This is a genomic window from Staphylococcus sp. HMSC070D05 (assembly GCF_001815595.1).
Classification (GTDB): domain Bacteria; phylum Bacillota; class Bacilli; order Staphylococcales; family Staphylococcaceae; genus Staphylococcus; species Staphylococcus hominis.
Map to the genome: position 1 here is coordinate 69,488 of NZ_KV821102.1, position 19,111 is coordinate 88,598.

General features: G+C 32.8%; 17 protein-coding genes. 10 read left to right on the forward strand and 7 right to left on the reverse strand.

Going from position 1 to position 19,111, the window contains the following annotated elements; translation table 11 throughout:
• Positions 1-1,203 (reverse strand): MrcB family domain-containing protein, encoded by a 1,203-nt coding sequence (locus HMPREF3046_RS03775; protein WP_070716565.1) that lies wholly within the window; start codon positions 1,201-1,203, stop codon positions 1-3.
• Positions 1,204-1,553: 350 nt separating this feature from the next.
• Between HMPREF3046_RS03775 and HMPREF3046_RS03780 the strand changes: the two genes are divergently transcribed.
• Positions 1,554-1,745: a hypothetical protein gene (locus tag HMPREF3046_RS03780; RefSeq protein ID WP_002448449.1), complete on the forward strand. Its 192-nt coding sequence runs from the start codon at positions 1,554-1,556 to the stop codon at positions 1,743-1,745.
• A gap of 156 nt (positions 1,746-1,901) precedes the next feature.
• Here the strand turns inward: HMPREF3046_RS03780 and HMPREF3046_RS03785 are convergent, their stop codons facing one another.
• Positions 1,902-2,183 (reverse strand): DUF1413 domain-containing protein, encoded by a 282-nt coding sequence (locus tag HMPREF3046_RS03785; RefSeq protein ID WP_070716567.1) that lies wholly within the window; start codon positions 2,181-2,183, stop codon positions 1,902-1,904.
• A gap of 154 nt (positions 2,184-2,337) precedes the next feature.
• On the opposite strand from HMPREF3046_RS03785, the gene HMPREF3046_RS03790 reads away from it, so the two are divergent.
• Together HMPREF3046_RS03790 and HMPREF3046_RS03795 are read left to right on the forward strand one after the other, a co-directional pair.
• A complete protein-coding gene (locus HMPREF3046_RS03790; RefSeq protein ID WP_070716568.1) occupies positions 2,338-3,033 on the forward strand; it encodes an SDR family oxidoreductase in 696 nt (231 codons plus the stop codon).
• A gap of 124 nt (positions 3,034-3,157) precedes the next feature.
• Positions 3,158-4,390, forward strand: coding sequence for an acetylornithine deacetylase (locus HMPREF3046_RS03795; RefSeq protein ID WP_070716570.1), 1,233 nt, complete (start codon positions 3,158-3,160; stop codon positions 4,388-4,390).
• A gap of 56 nt (positions 4,391-4,446) precedes the next feature.
• On the opposite strand, the gene HMPREF3046_RS03800 is transcribed toward HMPREF3046_RS03795, so the two are convergent.
• Positions 4,447-6,612, reverse strand: a complete 2,166-nt coding sequence (locus tag HMPREF3046_RS03800; RefSeq protein ID WP_070716572.1) for an RNA degradosome polyphosphate kinase — start codon at positions 6,610-6,612, stop codon at positions 4,447-4,449.
• Positions 6,613-6,714: 102 nt separating this feature from the next.
• Entirely contained in the window at positions 6,715-8,256 is a 1,542-nt protein-coding gene (ppx, locus tag HMPREF3046_RS03805; protein WP_070716574.1) for an exopolyphosphatase, read from the reverse strand.
• A gap of 215 nt (positions 8,257-8,471) precedes the next feature.
• On the opposite strand from ppx, the gene HMPREF3046_RS03810 reads away from it, so the two are divergent.
• Positions 8,472-9,290, forward strand: a complete 819-nt coding sequence (locus tag HMPREF3046_RS03810) for an SDR family oxidoreductase (RefSeq protein WP_070716576.1) — start codon at positions 8,472-8,474, stop codon at positions 9,288-9,290.
• A 387-nt stretch (positions 9,291-9,677) separates the two neighbouring features.
• Here the strand turns inward: HMPREF3046_RS03810 and HMPREF3046_RS03815 are convergent, their stop codons facing one another.
• Entirely contained in the window at positions 9,678-10,754 is a 1,077-nt protein-coding gene (locus HMPREF3046_RS03815) for a M42 family metallopeptidase (RefSeq protein WP_070716578.1), read from the reverse strand.
• A 161-nt stretch (positions 10,755-10,915) separates the two neighbouring features.
• Here HMPREF3046_RS03815 and HMPREF3046_RS03820 point away from each other — a divergent pair, with 161 nt between their 5' ends.
• Positions 10,916-11,377: a DUF1307 domain-containing protein gene (locus HMPREF3046_RS03820; protein ID WP_083316364.1), complete on the forward strand. Its 462-nt coding sequence runs from the start codon at positions 10,916-10,918 to the stop codon at positions 11,375-11,377.
• Positions 11,378-11,427: 50 nt separating this feature from the next.
• Here HMPREF3046_RS03820 and HMPREF3046_RS03825 read toward each other — a convergent pair whose 3' ends face one another.
• A complete protein-coding gene (locus HMPREF3046_RS03825; protein ID WP_070716580.1) occupies positions 11,428-13,011 on the reverse strand; it encodes an FMN-binding glutamate synthase family protein in 1,584 nt (527 codons plus the stop codon).
• Positions 13,012-13,194: 183 nt separating this feature from the next.
• On the opposite strand from HMPREF3046_RS03825, the gene lnsB reads away from it, so the two are divergent.
• The 5 genes from lnsB to HMPREF3046_RS03850 all read left to right on the forward strand — a co-directional run bounded on the left by lnsB (position 13,195) and on the right by HMPREF3046_RS03850 (position 17,677).
• Positions 13,195-13,977, forward strand: a complete 783-nt coding sequence (gene lnsB, locus HMPREF3046_RS03830) for a CPBP family lipoprotein N-acylation protein LnsB (protein WP_070716583.1) — start codon at positions 13,195-13,197, stop codon at positions 13,975-13,977.
• Positions 13,978-13,999: 22 nt separating this feature from the next.
• A complete protein-coding gene (locus HMPREF3046_RS03835; RefSeq protein ID WP_070716585.1) occupies positions 14,000-14,809 on the forward strand; it encodes a CPBP family intramembrane glutamic endopeptidase in 810 nt (269 codons plus the stop codon).
• A 129-nt stretch (positions 14,810-14,938) separates the two neighbouring features.
• Complete coding sequence (locus tag HMPREF3046_RS03840; RefSeq protein ID WP_070716588.1) at positions 14,939-15,601, forward strand: ABC transporter ATP-binding protein; 663 nt, start codon at positions 14,939-14,941, stop codon at positions 15,599-15,601.
• Positions 15,594-16,370: an ABC transporter permease gene (gene fetB, locus HMPREF3046_RS03845; RefSeq protein WP_070508411.1), complete on the forward strand. Its 777-nt coding sequence runs from the start codon at positions 15,594-15,596 to the stop codon at positions 16,368-16,370. The genes HMPREF3046_RS03840 and fetB overlap by 8 nt, the downstream gene beginning before the upstream one ends.
• A 131-nt stretch (positions 16,371-16,501) precedes the next feature.
• Positions 16,502-17,677 carry an MFS transporter gene (locus HMPREF3046_RS03850; protein WP_070716590.1) on the forward strand — a complete coding sequence of 392 codons (1,176 nt, stop codon included), beginning with the start codon at positions 16,502-16,504 and terminating at the stop codon, positions 17,675-17,677.
• Positions 17,678-17,725: 48 nt separating this feature from the next.
• On the opposite strand, the gene HMPREF3046_RS03855 is transcribed toward HMPREF3046_RS03850, so the two are convergent.
• Entirely contained in the window at positions 17,726-19,075 is a 1,350-nt protein-coding gene (locus HMPREF3046_RS03855; RefSeq protein ID WP_070716592.1) for a carboxylesterase family protein, read from the reverse strand.
• Positions 19,076-19,111 lie beyond the last annotated feature (36 nt).

A 19,111-nucleotide genomic window follows, 5' to 3' on the forward strand; every position in this document is an offset into this window, starting at 1 on the left:
TTAATTTGTAACTCTGGCTATATAATTGACAGGAGATAATTCGAGATTGTTTTTAATTCTATCAATTATTTGAAGATTTGGATTTTTGTCATTGTAATTAGAAACAAAATATATTCGGTAGTTATCTCCTTTTTCCATACTTACATCTATTTCATTTTGAGAAATAAAGAACTGCGCATTTGTTCTATTTGAAGTAGTAGTCTTTACTTCTATAAATATTTTTTCCACCTTTTCATTGATTATGTCATAAGATTCGATATCATATCCGTATCCATCACCTTTTTCAACAGAAGTGTGTATAATTTTGTTAACGTAAGGTAAAAGTTTATTATTTTTAGATAGTCGTTCTTTTTCATAGTTAATGACTAGTTCTTCACCTTTTATTCCAGTTTCAATATTCATTTCGTGCTCTTCTAGATAATTTTTGTCACGATTAATATTAACTTTGCTATTATAAGCTCTTTGAGTGTTAGTAAAAGGAATTATATGCTTTTTATCTTCAATTTTTTTAATTTTTTCAATTGTGTTATCATTTATTAAATTGATGTTATCTTCATTTAAAATAGCATTAATTGTTGAAGAAATTGGATCGTTTGAAGTAACTAATTTAGATTTCAATTCCATATAAACAGTGTTAATCTTAACTAAATCACGTAAAAGTTCGTTATTATCTTCGTAATTTAATTTATCGATTTCATAGTATTTACTATATATAGTACCTAGCTCATATCCTCTTAATTTTTCATTTTTACTTTTTATATTAGCTAAATTAATATCGCTGATTGTGAATCCGTCTTTTTCATTTATAGTGCAGAGATTTTCTTTCCAGAAATTAGAAACTTTTTTTATCGCTTTCATTCTAAAGTCACTATCAAATTTGTCTTTATAAATCGAGTAACCTTGATTTAAAGTTAAATACACTCCTTTGTAGTCGTTAGTAAATAAATAAACTATATAAAACCCTTTTTGAGCACTTTTAGTTAACTCTTCATCAAAAATAGCTATCCAAGGTATTTCAGCTCTATTGCCTTGTCCATATGAACGCTTAATGTATGTTTTATAACTAAAGATATAATCTGGAATAGCATCTTTTATTATTTGATTTGATATATTAGTAATAATTTTATTTTTCTCAATTGAATCCTTTTCTATAGGATATTCATAATTTTGACTAATACTTTGCATAATCTCTATTAATTCCATAAAATTCTCCTTTAATATAATTTGATAATTGCATTTAATTTAAAGGATAATATAATTCATAAAATAAATCACTTATTTATTAAATGTTTTATTGAGAGATTTATGGCAACTTTAAAGGAATAGACAATGTACAATATTGATTTTTTAAAGTAGTTATTTATGAAATAGACACTATTGTCTGTAATTACTTAGCACACTTATCATTTAAATTCAACTTACATGTGAAAAAATGAACAAACGAATTTTCAAATTATTGAACTATTTGTGAAAAGTATCACATACCCCTTTTAAAATATAAAAAAGCGTGTATGATAAGAATTGTAAGGAATAAGTAATTGGAGTGATACTAATTGAGAAAAGTAATAGAAGGCGTTATTTTTTCTGAAGAAGGCAGCTACGATATTTATTTAAAAACAGGCGTAAACCAAGGATTAATTAGTGATATAAAAGATGGATATATGACAATTGATTCAATGTCTTATTTAGACGCTGAACGTCTATATTTCTATGGTCTCGAACGTAAAACACTAGTTACAAATTAAAATACAAAATTGAATGACCTCCTATACCATTCAAGAACGTATCTTATCATGCCCTCGTTGGTGAGCAGTCGAGGGCATATCCTAAATATACCCCCAATCATTTTTAGATAATGTGTTAAAACCCGCATCTCACTTCCCTTGATGCGGGTATTTTTATTATAAAGATTTAAAGTTCTTCTTCACTTCATTATATTGGTACTCTTGATTATACAATTTGAACTTATAGCCATCTTCACTAGCAAAAGGCATTCGAATATTTGGAATGTGATCTATTCGTGCAATAAATTCTCTTTCTTGGCGTGTGCGTTCTTTGACACTCATGTTTAACCACTCTTCTTTAGTAAATAAATCTTCGAAACGAAATGAAAAACTTGTGCGACCTACTTTTTGACGTAATGCTTGAACTAATGGACTAAAATCTTTCGAAATCACAGACATATCTATTCCCCTTTATTTATAGTCATATATATCTTTACTTTATTACGTTTAAGTTTAAATTACAATCTATAATTGAGATTTTAAATTGATAATGACGTTTATGTATAAAGAATTATGGAAATGGATGAATAAACAACAATAAAGGATGATGAATATGGCTAAATTAACAGATACAGTTGCGATAATTACAGGTGCGAGTAGTGGAATTGGTGAAGCAACGACCAAACGACTTGCTGAAGAAGGTGCTAAAGTTGTGCTAGCTGGTCGTAATGATGAGAAGTTACAACGTGTTGCAGAACATTTGAATGAAGGAGACTACCTTATTACGCCAACCAATGTGATGTATCGTGATGATGTTGATGCTCTTGTAGAAAATACGATTGCTAAATTTGGAAAAGTTGATATCTTTGTCAATTGTGCAGGCATTAACTTATCGTCTAAAATTACAGATTACAAAGTAGACGATTGGGATAAAATGGTTGATACGAATATTAAAGGATTGTTATATGGTCTGAATGCCGTACTCCCTTATTTTGAAGAACAATCTAGTGGTCATATTGTCAATATGGCATCGATTTCAGGCTTTGAAGTTAATAAGACGAGTGCATTATACAGTGCAACGAAATCTGCTGTATTACGTATTGTAGAAGCTTTAGAAAAAGAGCTTGCGCGAACGGGTATTAAATCAACCAGTATTTTACCAGGAATGGTAGATACACCTATGACAGAAGGATCTGACTTTGGTGATAGAAAGAAATTAGATCCTGAGAATATAGCGGATGCGGTGATCTATGCAGTGACGCAACCTGCACATGTAAACGTTAATGAAGTCGTCATTCGTCCAGTTTAAATCTAATGAGAATAAGAGCGTTTCTTGCCTATGGTAGGAAACGCTCCTTTTTACCCTTCAATATTAGTGTTGAAATGTTACACTTATATTGAAAGATCATATAACTTAAAAGGGTGATAAAGTGATGGAACAACGTTTATTTGAATTGTTAGATGTATTAGTTAAATATAATACGGAGAGTCCTCCTGGACGTAATACGGATCCTTTACAAGATGACATTGAACAATTATTAAAAACACTAAATTTTGATATTCAACGTGAACATTTATATGAAAATGATAGTGTTATCGTCGCAACATTAAAAGGGGAAGATGAGGATGCACCTAAATTAATTCTCAATGGTCATGTAGATGTGGCGAATGTGGACGATGATTCTAATTGGCAATACCCACCGTTTCAACTGACTGAAAAAGAGGGATGGCTATATGGTCGTGGTGTGAGTGATATGAAAGGCGGTATGGCCTCGCTGTTTTATGTGCTTGAAAAACTACATCAAGAAGGACGACGACCTAAAGGAGATATTGTCGTGCAATCTGTAGTAGGAGAAGAAGTGGGTGAAGCGGGGACGAAACGTGCATGTGAAATCGGTCCTCAAGCAGATTTGGCATTAGTGTTAGATACAAGTGAAAATATGGCACTTGGACAAGGCGGGGTCATTACAGGATGGATTACGGTTAAAAGTAAGAATACCATTCATGATGGCGCACGTAGTCAAACGATTCATGCAGGTGGAGGTTTATTTGGTGCGAGTGCAATTGAAAAAATGACCAAAATCATTCAAGCACTGAATGAACTTGAACAGCACTGGGCAGTGATGAAACATAGTCCTGGTATGCCATCCGGTGCGAATACGATTAATCCAGCAGTGATTGAAGGGGGACGCCATCCTGCTTTTATTGCTGATGAATGTCGTTTATGGATTACGGTTCATTATTTACCGAATGAAAGTTATGAAGACGTTACAAAAGAGATAGAAGCGTATTTAAATCGTGTTGCAGATGCAGACATTTGGTTGAGAGAGAACCCGTTACAGTTCGAATGGGGCGGTGAATCAATGATAGAAGATAAAGGAGAAATTTTCCCAAGTTTTACGATTCCATTAGAACATCCAGGCTTTAAACAATTACAAGATGCACATTATCACGTTCATCACAGTGAAATGAAACATGGTATGAGTACCACAGTGACAGATGGAGGTTGGACTGCTCATTTTGATATTCCAACAATTTTATATGGTCCAGGTAGTTTAGAAGAAGCTCATAGTGTAGATGAAAAGATACAGGCACAAGAACTTCAAACTTATAGTGATGTGTTATATACATTTTTAAAACACTGGTATGACCATCCTGAGAAATAAATTAAAAAGCCAAGTCGTGCTGATGAATGACACGACTTGGCTATTTTATAGTCACATTATTTTTTTAATGTGTTTCGAAGACGATTGACCCAGCTAGCTCTTCTTTTAGAAACGACGGGCATTCCTGAAGGCTGGGTTGCCTCCTTTTTTAGCTTTTTACCATACTTAACTGCTTCTTTCATCAAGTAAGCTTGTGAACTTAATGGAGATAAATCATTTTGAACGTAATGATACTCACCATATTGATCTTGATAACGTCCTTTTTGATTATCAGATAATTGTAAATTCATAAAGTCTACAAGACGTTTACCGATTTCTTTATCTTCTACAGGGAATAAGATTTCAACACGTTTAATCATGTTACGTGTCATGACGTCTGCAGATGATAAATAAATACGTTCGTCACCATTATTGTAGAAGTAATAAATACGAGAGTGTTCTAATAGACGACCTACAATACTTACAACTTCAATATTTTCGCTGACACCTGGAATGCCTGGTTTTAGGCAACAGATACCGCGAATAATGAGTTGAATGGTAACACCCGCTTGAGATGCTTCAAATAATTTTTCAATGATGGCCTTATCAGTTAAGGAATTCATTTTCATCATAATTTTACCGTTACCATGTTGACGATGACTTGCAATTTCTTTATCAATCCGATCAATAAAGACGTCACGAATATCGAAGGGTGCGACAATTAATTTATTATATTCAGGTTTAACTGAGTAACCACTTAAATAGTTAAAGAAATTAATGGCATCTTCAGCAATTAATGTATCTGTCGTAATCACACCCATATCTGTATATAGTTTTGCAGTTTTATCGTTATAGTTACCTGTACCTAAGTGTACGAATGAAGTTAATTTTCCACCGATGCGTTTAACGACTAGAGCAATTTTACTATGTGTTTTTAAATGGGTCATACCATAAATAACGTGACAACCTGCATCTTCTAACATACGTGCCCAATGAACATTATTTTCTTCGTCGAAACGCGCTTTTAATTCTACAAGTACAGTTACTTGTTTACCATTTTCAGCCGCTTCTTTTAAGCTTTTAATAATTGGTGAGTCTTTACTTACACGATAAAGCGTTTGTTTAATCGCAATCGTGTTAGGATCTTCAGCTGCTTCACGAATAAAGTCGACGATAGGTTCAAATGATTCATATGGATGATGGAAAAAGACATCACGTTTTAATGCAAGATCATACACATTATTGTTACCTAATGAACGTGGAATTTGTGGTGTATATTTATCGTATGTTAAATATTTTAACTTATGGGATAGATGATCAACTAAGCCAAAGATAAATGTTAAATCTAAAGGTCCGTTAAGTAAGTAAACGTCTTGTTCATCTACTTCTAACGTTTCTGTTAGCCAACCTAAATCTTCGATAGAAGCGGTACGATTGTCGACTTCTAAGCGTACAGCAGAACCACTTTTACGTTCTTTTAAGAAACGTTCGATTTCGATAAGTAAGTCTTCAGCGCCATCTTCATGAATCGTTAAATCAGCATTTCTAGTAATTCTAAATGTAAAGGTATTTAATACTTCATAGCCTGTAAATAAGTGATGGATGAAGTGTGTAATAACATCTTCTACCATGACTACATATTGTTTTGAGCCTTCATTATAAGTTAAGAATCTAGGGATAAGAGATGGAATTTGAACGATAGCTGAGTTAATGGCATCATCTGTATCGATATCTACGAAGATATTTAGACTTTTATTATTTAGTTTTGGGAAAGGGTGGTATGCATCTATACCAAGTGGTGTTAACGTTGGTAAAATTGTGAGTTTAAAATCTCTTTCTAACTTACTTAAAATAGAGTCAGATAAGTTTTCTGGTTTACACATAACAATATCATAATTGCGTAATTCTTCGATAAGTTCGTTATAGCGTTCATATTGCATATTGACATATTTTTTAGCTTTTTCTTGAATAGCATCTACTTGTTCTTGTGGTGTCATTTGTGTTTTGTTTTCAGGTTTATCGAATCCCATTTTTACTTGGTCTTTTAAACCAGCCACACGCACCATAAAGAATTCATCTAAGTTCGAACTAAAGATAGATACGAAATTTAATTTTTCTAATAGTGGATTGTTGTTATCATAAGATTCTTGTAATACACGATAGTTGAAATCTAACCAACTAAGTTCGCGATTATTATAGTACTTCGGCAAGCTAATATCATAGTCTCCCAATTGAGTTTGCATATTCAAAATACACCTCGTTATTTTTTCGATTATCAATCTTTCTATTTGTAAAAATATATAGTCTATGACAGAACTATCTACCTATAATATAGCATACAAATTTTAAGATTTTGTAAAGACAATGGATACTGATCCTTTAAGGATCTTTTCAATATGTTTTTTCTGTCTTAATGCTTGATATTTCTCAGCAATCGGTTCGCCTTCAGTATAATGTACGGTCAGTTCATAATCGTCATTGCCTTTTTTCGTTTCTTTTAAAGTCACGTCTTCAACAAAGCTAGTTTGTGAAATATTTAAAGCATTCACAAATTTAATAATGCCACCTAACGCTTGAATGGTTTCAATTTCCTTATTACTGAACCAATCTGTTTCTTTACAATAGAACTTAAGTAAAGATTTATTTTTAAAACTTGCTAAAAGAGCGAGTTTAACGCGATCTTTATGTGTATAGCCATTAATCATTGAGTTCGCGATAATATAATACGTATGTGGAGAACTTGAATCTGAATCAATAAATCTACCTAAATAATAAATATAGGCGCCTGCTTCAAATAGACGTTGCTCTGTGTCATTAATATTTAAATCACCTAAATCCATTAATTGCTTTAATAAAGACTGTGCTAATTTTAAACGACCTTGCGAGCTATGTTCTTCGATATGATACTCATGTGCTAAGAAATAAATTGCTTCTTTACGCACATTATATTTGTCAAATACATCTGGATAGTGTGAGCGAATTTGTTTAATAATATAGCCTTCACGTAAGCCATTTCTTGAAAATGTGAATTGTTTAGCATCTATTTTTTTATAAAGTGTCTTAAATACTGACACCGCTGGAAGAATAATATCTGCACGATCGCGACTTAACCCATCTAGGTGATTTAATTCATCACGTGAACGTTTACGTATCATGTTGTACACTTCATCAATATCTTTATCTGACATTGTATAATTGTGTACGCCACTTATAGGATAAGCGTGTTCAGATTGATGAATACGTGCTACGTTACGTGCAGAACCACCGACACCGACTAATGCAACCTCTTGATCTTTAAGCCAATCCAATGTACTAAATTGTTGAGATAAAAATTTCTCCATATCTTTGATCGCGCCTTTATCATTGTGGTCTTTGCCATCAAAGAATTTATGTTTTAACGTGACTACTCCGAAAGGAAAACTATGTGATTCAAATAATTCTTTATCCTTAAATAAAGTAACTTCAGTTGAACCGCCACCGATGTCTACAGATACGCCATTTTCAATTTCAGTGGTATGAGTAATAGCATAGTAACCATAATATGCTTCGTCTTTTTCAGGAATAATTGAAATTTCAATATCAAGTTCATCTTTCACTCTTTTAACAATGTCATCCTTATTCTCAGATTGACGAATCGCTGCTGTTGCGATAGGATGTAATGCTTTTACTTTAAATTTTTCAGATACAGATTTAAAACTGCGTAATGCTTCAATGAGCACTTTAATGCCTTCTTGGCTCATTTTATTTTCTTTTGTCAAATATTGACTCAAGCGAGCAGGTGTTTTAATGTTGAGCAATTCATTTAATCCTGCATCTTTGCTAAAACTAAAGATAACTAATCTAATCGTATTTGAGCCAATATCTATTAATCCTATACGTTCTTCCATCATGCCCTCCTAAGTCTTTCAATACTTTCTATTATAGTTTTATTTTACATGAATTTTATTAATAGAAAAAGATACGAAGCATATTTGTATTTCTTTGAATATAAAAAAGAATTCAATCGTAAAACGATTTCATTTTTAATATAACGTTTAATCTAAACTGTTTAGTGGAACAATAAGGTTGTATTAGAAAACAAGTTCACTAGGAGCGTGACAAGATGAAACGTTTAGAAGATAAAATTGCAGTCATCACTGGTGCAAGTACAGGTATTGGACAAGCATCAGCAAAAGTGTTAGCTAAAGAAGGGGCACATGTCTTAGCACTTGATATTTCAGATGAATTAGAAAAAACTGTAGATGATATAAATCAAGAAGGCGGTAAAGCGACAGCTTATAAAGTTGATATCTCTCAAGATCAACAAGTGAAAGAGTTTGCTGAGAAAGTTAAACAAGATTATGGTCACATTGACATTATCTTCAACAATGCAGGTGTAGATAATGGGGCAGGACGTATTCATGAATATCCAGTTGAAGTATTTGATAAAATTATGTCTGTCGATATGAGAGGAACGTTCTTAGTAACGAAATTCTTATTACCATTAATGTTGGATAATGGTGGTTCAATCATTAATACAGCTTCATTCTCAGGACAAGCGGCAGACTTGTATCGTTCTGGTTATAATGCCGCTAAAGGTGGCGTCATTAATTTCACTAAATCGATTGCGATTGAATATGGACGTGAAAATATTCGTGCGAACGCGATTGCACCAGGTACCATTGAAACACCACTTGTAGATAATTTAGCTGGTACATCTGAAGATGAAGCGGGTAGAACGTTCCGTGATAATCAGAAATGGGTCACTCCACTTGGTCGTTTAGGTCAACCTGAAGAAGTAGGTAAATTGGTTGCTTTCCTAGCATCAGATGATAGTTCATTTATTACAGGTGAAACGATTCGTATTGATGGCGGTGTGATGGCATACACTTGGCCTGGTGAAATGTTAAGTGAAGATAAATGGAAACATTCTGTAGAATAGATCATAGTGGATATATGAGCGTTTAAGTGTGAGAGATGGCTTCAATGTGAAGCTGTCTCTTGCTTTTTATGTATTTAGATAAATGACTATATTTTATAAAAATATTATCATATTGTTGTCGTCTTTCCTTTAGACGGTCGTACGTTTAAAGGGGGTGGAGTTATGACGTTAATATTTGTACTCGTTATTCCACCTATATTCAATAGGCGGCTCAATATATTGTTTGATTATTGGTTTGAACAATATAAGAATAAAAAAGACGGCAGATAATCCAATACATAAAGAAGCCCTAGTCTAGGGCAATAGACTAGGGGTTCGTATCGTTATGACGTTAATAATCGTTAATGTGATGTAAACATAAGTAGATGTAATATTTCAATATTCAAATTACCATTGGATTTGATGATATGTTTGGTCATTTAAAGAACGTACAATTTCAGTGATTAATCGTACTGAATTTTCATAATCATCTGTATGGAGAACAGATACATTTGAGTGCATATAGCGTAATGCCACACCAATGGCAATTGTTGGAATACCATCGTTAGCAACATGGATACTACCAGCATCTGTACCACCGCGTGGTGTTGTATCCCATTGAACAGTAATATAATGTTTTTTAGCCACTTCTTTAATATGTTGACGTAAGCCTTGATGTGCCACATTTGAAGCATCCATTAAAATAATTACTGGGCCGTCACCAATAGCTGTATCACTACCGTATTGTGCCATTCCAGGTGTATCGTATGCGACCGCAACGTCGACTGCGATAGCTAAATCGGGATTGATTTTATTTGCTGCGACTTTAGCGCCACGTAAACCAACTTCTTCTTGTACAGTACCACCTGCATATAAATCAATACCAATTGATTCATCTTTAAGATTGTTAAGTACATCAATAGCAAGTGCACAACCATATCGATTATCAAATGCTTTGGCAGTTAAATATTTACCATTTGCAAGTTGTTCAAACTCACTATAAGGTGTAATCATATTTCCGATTTCAATACCGTATTGTTCAGCATCTGCTTTACTTCTAACACCAATATCAATAAACATGTCTTTGATATCGATAGACTTTTTACGTGCTTCTGGTTCAAGTACATGTGGAGGTTTAGAACCAATAATACCTCGTATTTCTTTACCATCATCAGTAGTGATGGTTACTTTTTGAGATAACATCACTTGGCTCCACCAACCGCCAATAGGTTGGAATTTAATAAACCCATTATTGTCAATTTTAGTGACGATGAATCCAATTTCATCTAAATGACCAGCTAACATTAATGATTTAGATCCCGTTTTACTTTCCTTTTTACCAAAGATACCACCCAAACCATCTTCGATAATCTCATCACTAATCGGTGTTAAATATTCTCGCATTTTTTCTTTAACTTGGTATTCATAACCAGCGATACCATTAACATCTGTTAATGTTTTTAGTAATTCGATAGATTCTTTCATACAATGAGTCCTCCTAAAAACGTCGTTAAGTATATTTTAGCATGGATAAAATGAATTTTATGAAAAATAGTTTATCATATCTATGTAAATTAAATGTATCCTATTTATAGTTAGTAAGTGATATAATTTGTGTAAAATTAAATATGGGGAAGTCGATGAGTATGATGAAAAAAGTTTTAACATTATTTGTGTTGTTAGTGTTAAGTGTGAGTATATTAGGGGCTTGTACTCAATCACGTTCAAAAACATACGAAGGTGATATTGAGGGTAAGCATGTTCTTACAACATTAACTTATAAAAATAATAAAGTGATTAAACAATCAATTGTCAGTACTTTAAAATATGAGGATCTCGGAATGTCTAAACAAGAAGGTAAAAAATCTTTTAAAGACCATCGTCCATTAAAAGGGAAAAAGGGCGTCACATATACATTAAGTAGTAAGCATCAAAAAATAGTTGAAAACATAGATATTGATTATAACAAAGCCAACTTAAAAGACGTTAGTCGTTACTTTGCATTAGCGCATTATTCTAAAAACTATAAAAAAGTGACAATGGATGGTACGGTTAAAGAACTAAAAAAAATTGGATTCAAGAAAAAAAGCAATATGAATGAAGAATAATATAAAAGTGAGACAACCATTGGTTTAGATGGATTATCTCACTTTTTTGTTTACGATTGAATAAGTTTTAATTTATAACTTGCGATATCTTCAATATGTCCATTTTTTCTTTTAATCACAATATGATCTTCTGTAATTTCGTTTGGGCTTTTAACACCTACTGCAGCTGCAACATTAAATAATCCTTCATGTAAACTCGTCACATAGTTTGTGACACGATATTGCTTTTCTTCAACAATTAAAGCTTTTTCTTTTTTAGGATCAGTTGTTGCGACGCCAACTGGGCAAGTATTTAAATGACATTGTTGACTCATAATGCAACCAATACTAATCATCATACCTCTTGCAATATTACACAAATCAGCACCAAGTCCAAGTGCAATAGCTACTTTATCAGGTGTAATAAGTTTTCCAGATGCGAATATCTTCACATATTTGCGTACATCATAGCGTTCTAAAACACCAGTAACGATTGGAAGGACAGTAAAAAGTGGGAGACCAACACCATCTTGTAATTCTTGAAATGTTGCGCCAGTTCCACCTTCACCACCATCAACAGTAATAAAGTTTGGATAAATATCTAGGTTAATCATTTCTTGAACAAGGGCCTCAATTTCATCAACTCTGCTTACAACAATTTTAAAGCCAACAGGTTTCTGACCGAGTTTTTGCAACTTAGCTACAAATTCTAATAATTCTTTCGGATTATTAATGAAATCGAAACGGTTAGGCGAGTTGACGGTCTTATAGGGTTCAATATGACGAATTTTAGCAATTTCTTCTGTCACTTTATCGCCCTCCATATGACCACCACGTGTCTTAGCACCTTGTGCAAGCTTAATTTCAAATGCTTTAACTTCTTTATAGTTTGCCACATTTAAGAAAGCTTCTTCACTAAAACCACCGTTTTTATCTCTCACGCCGAATAAACCTGGTCCAATTTGATAAATGATATCGCAGCCACCTTTAAGATGATATTCAGATAATCCACCTTCCCCTGTATTCATCCATGTGCCAGCACGTGCAAGTCCTTGAGATAATGCAGTGATTGCGCGACCACCTAATGAGCCATAACTCATACCAGATTGGCCTACTAAGCGTTTGACTTTAAAGGGATGTGCTAATTTTTCGCCTATAATAACTGCATGATCATCTGATAAATAATAAGGATCGATGTTTTTGTTCTCACGATGCTCTTCACGCTTAAACAATCGTTCATTATCGATTGAATAAATAAATGTTGAAATCATTGAATGGTTATCAATTTGAAGTTCTGACTTTTGTAATGGAAACATAGCATTTCGAATATAAAAGCCTTCTTCATAGTTTTTTTCTGTACCAAAACTAGTCATTCTTGAATGATATTTACCTGCTAAAACGATATCAGTATATTGATTTCTTGAAAATGGTTTTCCTTCGGTATCATTTGCAAATAAATATTGACGTAATTCTGGTCCTATTTTCTCTGAAAAGTAACGTACTCTGCCTAATACAGGAAAGTTACGTAACACACTATGTTGTTCTTGTCTTTTATCTTTGAATAAAAGAAATAATCCAACAATTAATATAGAAAGTAACACCATAATAATAAGAATATTAACTATAAATTGCATGACAGTAAGTAAAGTTGTCATGCCCATCCCCCCTCAATTCTCTTTATACTGTAAATCTTACATCAAAAAATTTTATTTACAAATATAAATAAATAGATTTAATATTTATCTTTGAATATCAAATAAGGGAAAAGTTAGAATCTCTTATGACAATAATGTGTTTAAATGATAAAGTACTATATGCGTAGATAGTTGAGGTGATATATGAAAAAAGAAAAAGATGTGATCACACAAGTGGTATCAAAAAATCGATGGAGTAGTCCTAAAATAATAAAAAAGGATTTTCTACTCATTCCTTTATTTATCTTTTTCCAAATTTTAACGCCTATTATTATTGTTTTTGGCGTATTAGGTGTGACGGCTATGGTTACCCAACAACCACCGCCATCTTATTTATATAATGTGATGCTAAGTTTAAGTTTTGTGATTGCCCAATTTATTGTGTTAGGATTATTTTTTACATTACACAAATTTTATATTGCGAGTGTTGTACGACGACAATATCGTATTGCGATTCATCATTATTTGAAATTTATCATCATCATCGTAATGGTTAGTGTGATGTTATATTATGGTTTTAATGCATTGGCACACATATTACCGCGTCCTTTTGGTTACGTAGACACACAAGCACAACGTCGTTTAGAAGGATTGTTTATTCATCCAAGTGCGCTGATATTCACTTTTATTTCAGTAGTATTATTGCGCCCCTTAATTGATGAGTTACTATTTCGTCATCTATTGATTCATGAATTAGGTAAAACATTTAATCTTTTAGTAATGATGATTGTTAGTGTGTTAATAGAAACTATTGTCCAAGTATATGATTTAATTTCAATATTGGAAGCCATCCCTTACATGATTATTTCAATAGGTGCAGTGATGGTATATATGAAAAGTGGGAAAAATTTAGTAGCCTCCTATCTTTATCATAGTACTGTACAACTCATTATATTTATTATTACAATGATTGATAAGCTTGTTTAAATAGAAAGAATAGGAGAGTTATATGACTTCGGAATATAATGATACATACTACCAAACCTCAGAACAACGACCGATAAGAAATGAATTTGATTCAAAACGTATTGTTAAACGTGATTTTTGGCTAATACCTACATACTTAGTCATGAATATTGTTTTTCCATTGATTCTTACATTTATTGTGATGGGATTGATTTCAGGCATCACAGGCGGTCATATATCGGAAAGTGAGTTTACAAAATATTATTTAGGTTATGCACAAGTCTTTACGTTAATTGGTCAATGTCTTGTATTAATAGTCTTTTATTTAATGCATCGCAAAACCATTATTCCTATTGCCATCTCACGTTTTAAAGCTTTAAAAAAACATATTCCACTCATTATTATTGTGATGGTGGCCCTTTATGTGTTGCAAGGGGCATATGGTTATTTAGTAGAATTTTTACCGAAACAATATCAGTTTGATGATACAGAAAATAACAAAATGATTATTAAAATGTTTGAAATCAATTGGCTTTGGCCTGTTTTATTTTTAGATATTGTGATTATTACACCTGTTGTAGAAGAATTATTATTTAGACATTTGTTAATTCATGAATTAGGTAAAAAATTAACGTATGGTGTGATGTATGTCGTGTCAGTGCTCGGATTTGCAGGATTACATATGACAAGTGCATCATCACCATTTGAAGTTGGCCCTTATTTAATTATGGCTACAGGATTTGTTGTGGCATATCACTTAAGTGGTCGAAATTTAGCGATGACGATTACCCTACATATGATAAATAACTTTGTTTCTTTTATAGCGATTATGATGAGTATCATTTGGAGTTAAAGATAAGAGGTAGAGTAAATGAAATTCAAAAAATAGTAACATTGAATTTCATTACTTTGCTTCTTTTTTTGTTATGATAAAAAAGAATATTTCATCCCATTAAAGAGTAAAGATAAGGAGGAAACGTTTGTGTTATTAGAAGTAAAACATCTGACCTACAAAGCAGATCAACGAACGATACTCAATAATATTAATTTTAAATTAGATCAAGGTGAAACCGTTGCAGTGGTTGGTCCTTCTGGAAGCGGAAAAAGTACATTCTTAAAGCAACTTAACAATTTAATTAGTCCGACTGAAGGAGAATTATTATTTAAAGGAAAACCCTATGATGAGTATAGTCCTGAAGAATTACGTTCTAAAATTAGTTACATGATGCAACAAAGTGAATTATTTGGAACGACAGTAGGAGACAATATGGCATTCCCAGCATTAACACATCATGATCAATTTGATGAAGATAAGGCGAATGATTTACTTAATAAAGTCGGCTTATCAAATTATAGTCTAGATTCAAAAGTAGAACATATGTCTGGCGGAGAACGTCAACGTATTGCTATTGCACGCCAGTTAATGTATCAACCAGAGATATTACTCCTAGATGAATCAACGAGTGCACTTGATACGCAGAATAAAGAAAAAATTGAAGATATTATCTTTAAATTAGCAGATGAAGGCGTCGCTATATTATGGATTACTCATAGTAATGATCAAAGTATGAGAAATTTCCAAAGAAGAATTACTATCAAAGACGGTCAGATTACAAATGAGGAGGTGTTAAGTCATAATGAGTAATACAGCGCTTTGTTTAACAGCATTATTATTATTAATTCCTATTATTATTTCATATAAAGAAGGCTTACATATTATCAAAGATTTAGTCGTCGCTTCGATTAGAGCGGTGGTTCAATTATTAATTTTAGGATTGATATTAGAATATATTTTTAAAATTGATCAAGTATGGATATTATTGATTGCAGTATTAGTCATTATTATTAACGCTTCTTGGAATACAATTAATCGTGCATCGCCTGTTATGCATCATGTGTTTTGGATTTCTTTTGTTTCTATATTTATATCAACAGCAATTCCATTAGCATGTACAGTGCTTGCTGGCGCCATCGATTTTAAAGCAAATGATGTCATTCCTATTGGTGGTATGCTTGCAAATAATGGTTTAATTGCTATTAATTTGGCATATCAAAATTTAGATCGTGCTTTCGTTCGAGATGTAGATGATATTGAATCTAAGTTAACATTAGCGGCAACGCCAAAGCTTGCATCTAAAGAGGCGATTCGTGAAAGTATTCGTTTGGCGATTGTTCCAACAATTGATTCTGTAAAAACATATGGGTTAGTGTCTATTCCGGGTATGATGACAGGATTAATTATTGGAGGTATGGCACCATTACAAGCCATTAAATTCCAATTACTTGTTGTGTTTATTCATACTACTGCAACGATTATGTCTGCATTGATTGCAACGTATTTAAGTTATGGTCAATTCTTTAATGCACGTCATCAACTTGTAGCACGTACAACGAATATAAAAGACAATAACTAAATCTCAGCGACATATTTTTTCGCACAAAAGTTTAAGAAATTATTATATAATGAAACAGTTACGAATGATAAAGGTTACCATTGCGTAACTGTTTTTTCATGCCAAAATATAGAAAGAAAGGAGTTCTATGCATGTCTGTCATGCGAGTGGCAACCTTCATTATTAGTGTGTTTATCGTCGGTATGGTTGAGATGATGGTTGCAGGAATTATGAATTTAATGAGTGAAGATCTCGGTGTCTCTGAAGCGATTATTGGTCAGCTTGTGACTTTATATGCATTAACATTCGCTATTTGTGGCCCCATACTTGTTAAGCTTACAAATCGCTTTGCAGCACGACCGGTCTTATTATGGACACTCGTTGCATTTATTATTGGAAACGCAATGATTGCGATGGCGCCTAACTTTACTATTTTAGTGATTGGACGTATCTTATCTTCAGCAGCAGCGTCACTCATTATCGTTAAAGTCTTAGCTTTAACAGCGATGTTAACGATACCTAAAAATAGAGGAAAAATGATTGGTATCGTTTATACCGGATTTAGTGGAGCTAACGTATTTGGCGTCCCAATCGGTACGATGATTGGGGATGCAATAGGTTGGAGATTTACGTTCTTATTTATTATTATTGTGAGTGTGATAGCTGGTGTACTGATGATGGTGTATTTACCATCAACATCAGAATTAAATCAAGTTCAACGTCAATGGGGTTCAACTTCAAACACACAGTTAAATACATCTAAAATTTTAAGACCGGTGGAGGTAGTCAAATATTTAGCGATTACTTTTTTAATTTTAGTAGCAAATTCTGTGACATTTGTTTATATTAATCCTCTTATTTTGAATCATGGTCATCAAATGGGATTTGTATCATTGGCGTTATTAGTGAATGGGATTGCAGGAGTGATTGGTACGTCGTTAGGTGGCATATTAGCAGATAAACTTGGCAGTAAACGTTGGCTAATCATTGCTTTTTCTATTTTTATAGTGATGATGTTGATGATGAATCTTATTTTGCATACTGTTACTCTATTATTAATTGGATTGTTTATATGGAATATTGTACAGTGGAGTACCAATCCAGCAATTCAAAGTGGTATGATTGAACACGTTGAAGGTGATACGAGTCAAGTGATGAGTTGGAATATGTCGAGTCTGAATGCGGGAATAGGATTTGGAGGCATTATTGGAGGACTCGTTGTTTCAAATATCTCTGTTCAAGCAGTCACGATTGTGAGCGCGATGGTTGGAGCTATGGGACTTATTATTGTTTTAAGTTTAAAAAATATGTCTTATATGAGACATTAAGGAAGAAGTGGAACAGAATTCATTTTGAATTCATTGTTCCGCTTCTTTTTATTTATATATATAACAATAAGGTGTTTGAGGAGAATAAGATGGCCACGGCATAGTGTGGTATGTCGCAAAATAGATTAAATCATCTATCATGTGTTTACTGAGATGACGTTCATGTTCTAATGAGTTAATACCATGCGCTTTTAAAATCTCTAATTTTCCAAACCAAAACACTAAATCTAAAATATGATAAGCAGATTGAAACGGTGATACATTAGAAAGGCACCAATCAAAACGTAATTTCCAACAAAGGTGATTGTTTTCAAGTTTATTTAAAAATGAAATCGCTGGTGTTTCAAAATAATGCGTTGTCACCATACGGGCTTGGTCTTTACCAGTTTGAGCTTGAGAAATATGAAGATGTATATCATTTAATGTCATGACTTCCACAAAGCGCTCAGGTGATAATTTTCTAGATTCATTACGAATATAGATATTGCCTTCCTCTTTCGTAGTACCTATAACAACCGGTTTAGTAAATTGAGAAAGGAGACGAGACATGTTTGACTCTTGAATAGGTGCATAAATCAATTCAAGACCTTTTGATTTTCCGCGTGATGCTTCATCATAAGACATTAATGATAATATCTCTAAAGTTGTTAAATGAGTCATTCTTTTTTTAGGAAAATAGGTATCTTTCAGATAGGCAAAATGGGCTGCTTTCTTTTGTCCTAATAAATGAGAATCAAGACGTAGCGTTCCACTTAATAACATCACTTGATGATAGTATTTATCTAATTCTGGTCGTTGCATTAATGCCATAATACTCATACTACCAGCAGACTGTCCCATTAATGTTATATTGTTTGAATCTCCACCGAAATATTTAATAAAAGTATGTACCCATTTGAGTGCATTAATTTGATCAGACAAACCATTGTTTTTATTATAATTGCTATTGAAGAAAGACCAGTCTAAAAAACCTAAAGCACCTAAACGATAATTAAAAGTAATGACAATGACATCATGTTGTGCAACTATATGTTCAGGTGTATAAAGTTCCTGAGAACCATGTCCGTTCACAAAGCCACCACCATAAAAATAGATAATGACAGGCTTATTTTTATATTGATTATTTTGACACCAAATATTTAAATATAAACAGTCTTCACTTTGATTAAATAATTGAGAATGTGATGAGAAGAAGGTTTCGAGTTTGTTGTAGGGTTGTGGTGGTATAGATTTAAACGATGTTGCTTCAATGGTCTTATCCCAAGATTTTAAGCATTTAGAGTGTTTAAATCGATCCTCATTGATGGGTTGATTAGCATAAGGAATCCCGAGAAAGTAATTAATTTTCCTTTTAGTATAGCCTTTAATATCTCCGCCATGTGTTTTAATTAAAGTCAACAGTATCATCTCCATATGTATCTTATATCTAATATA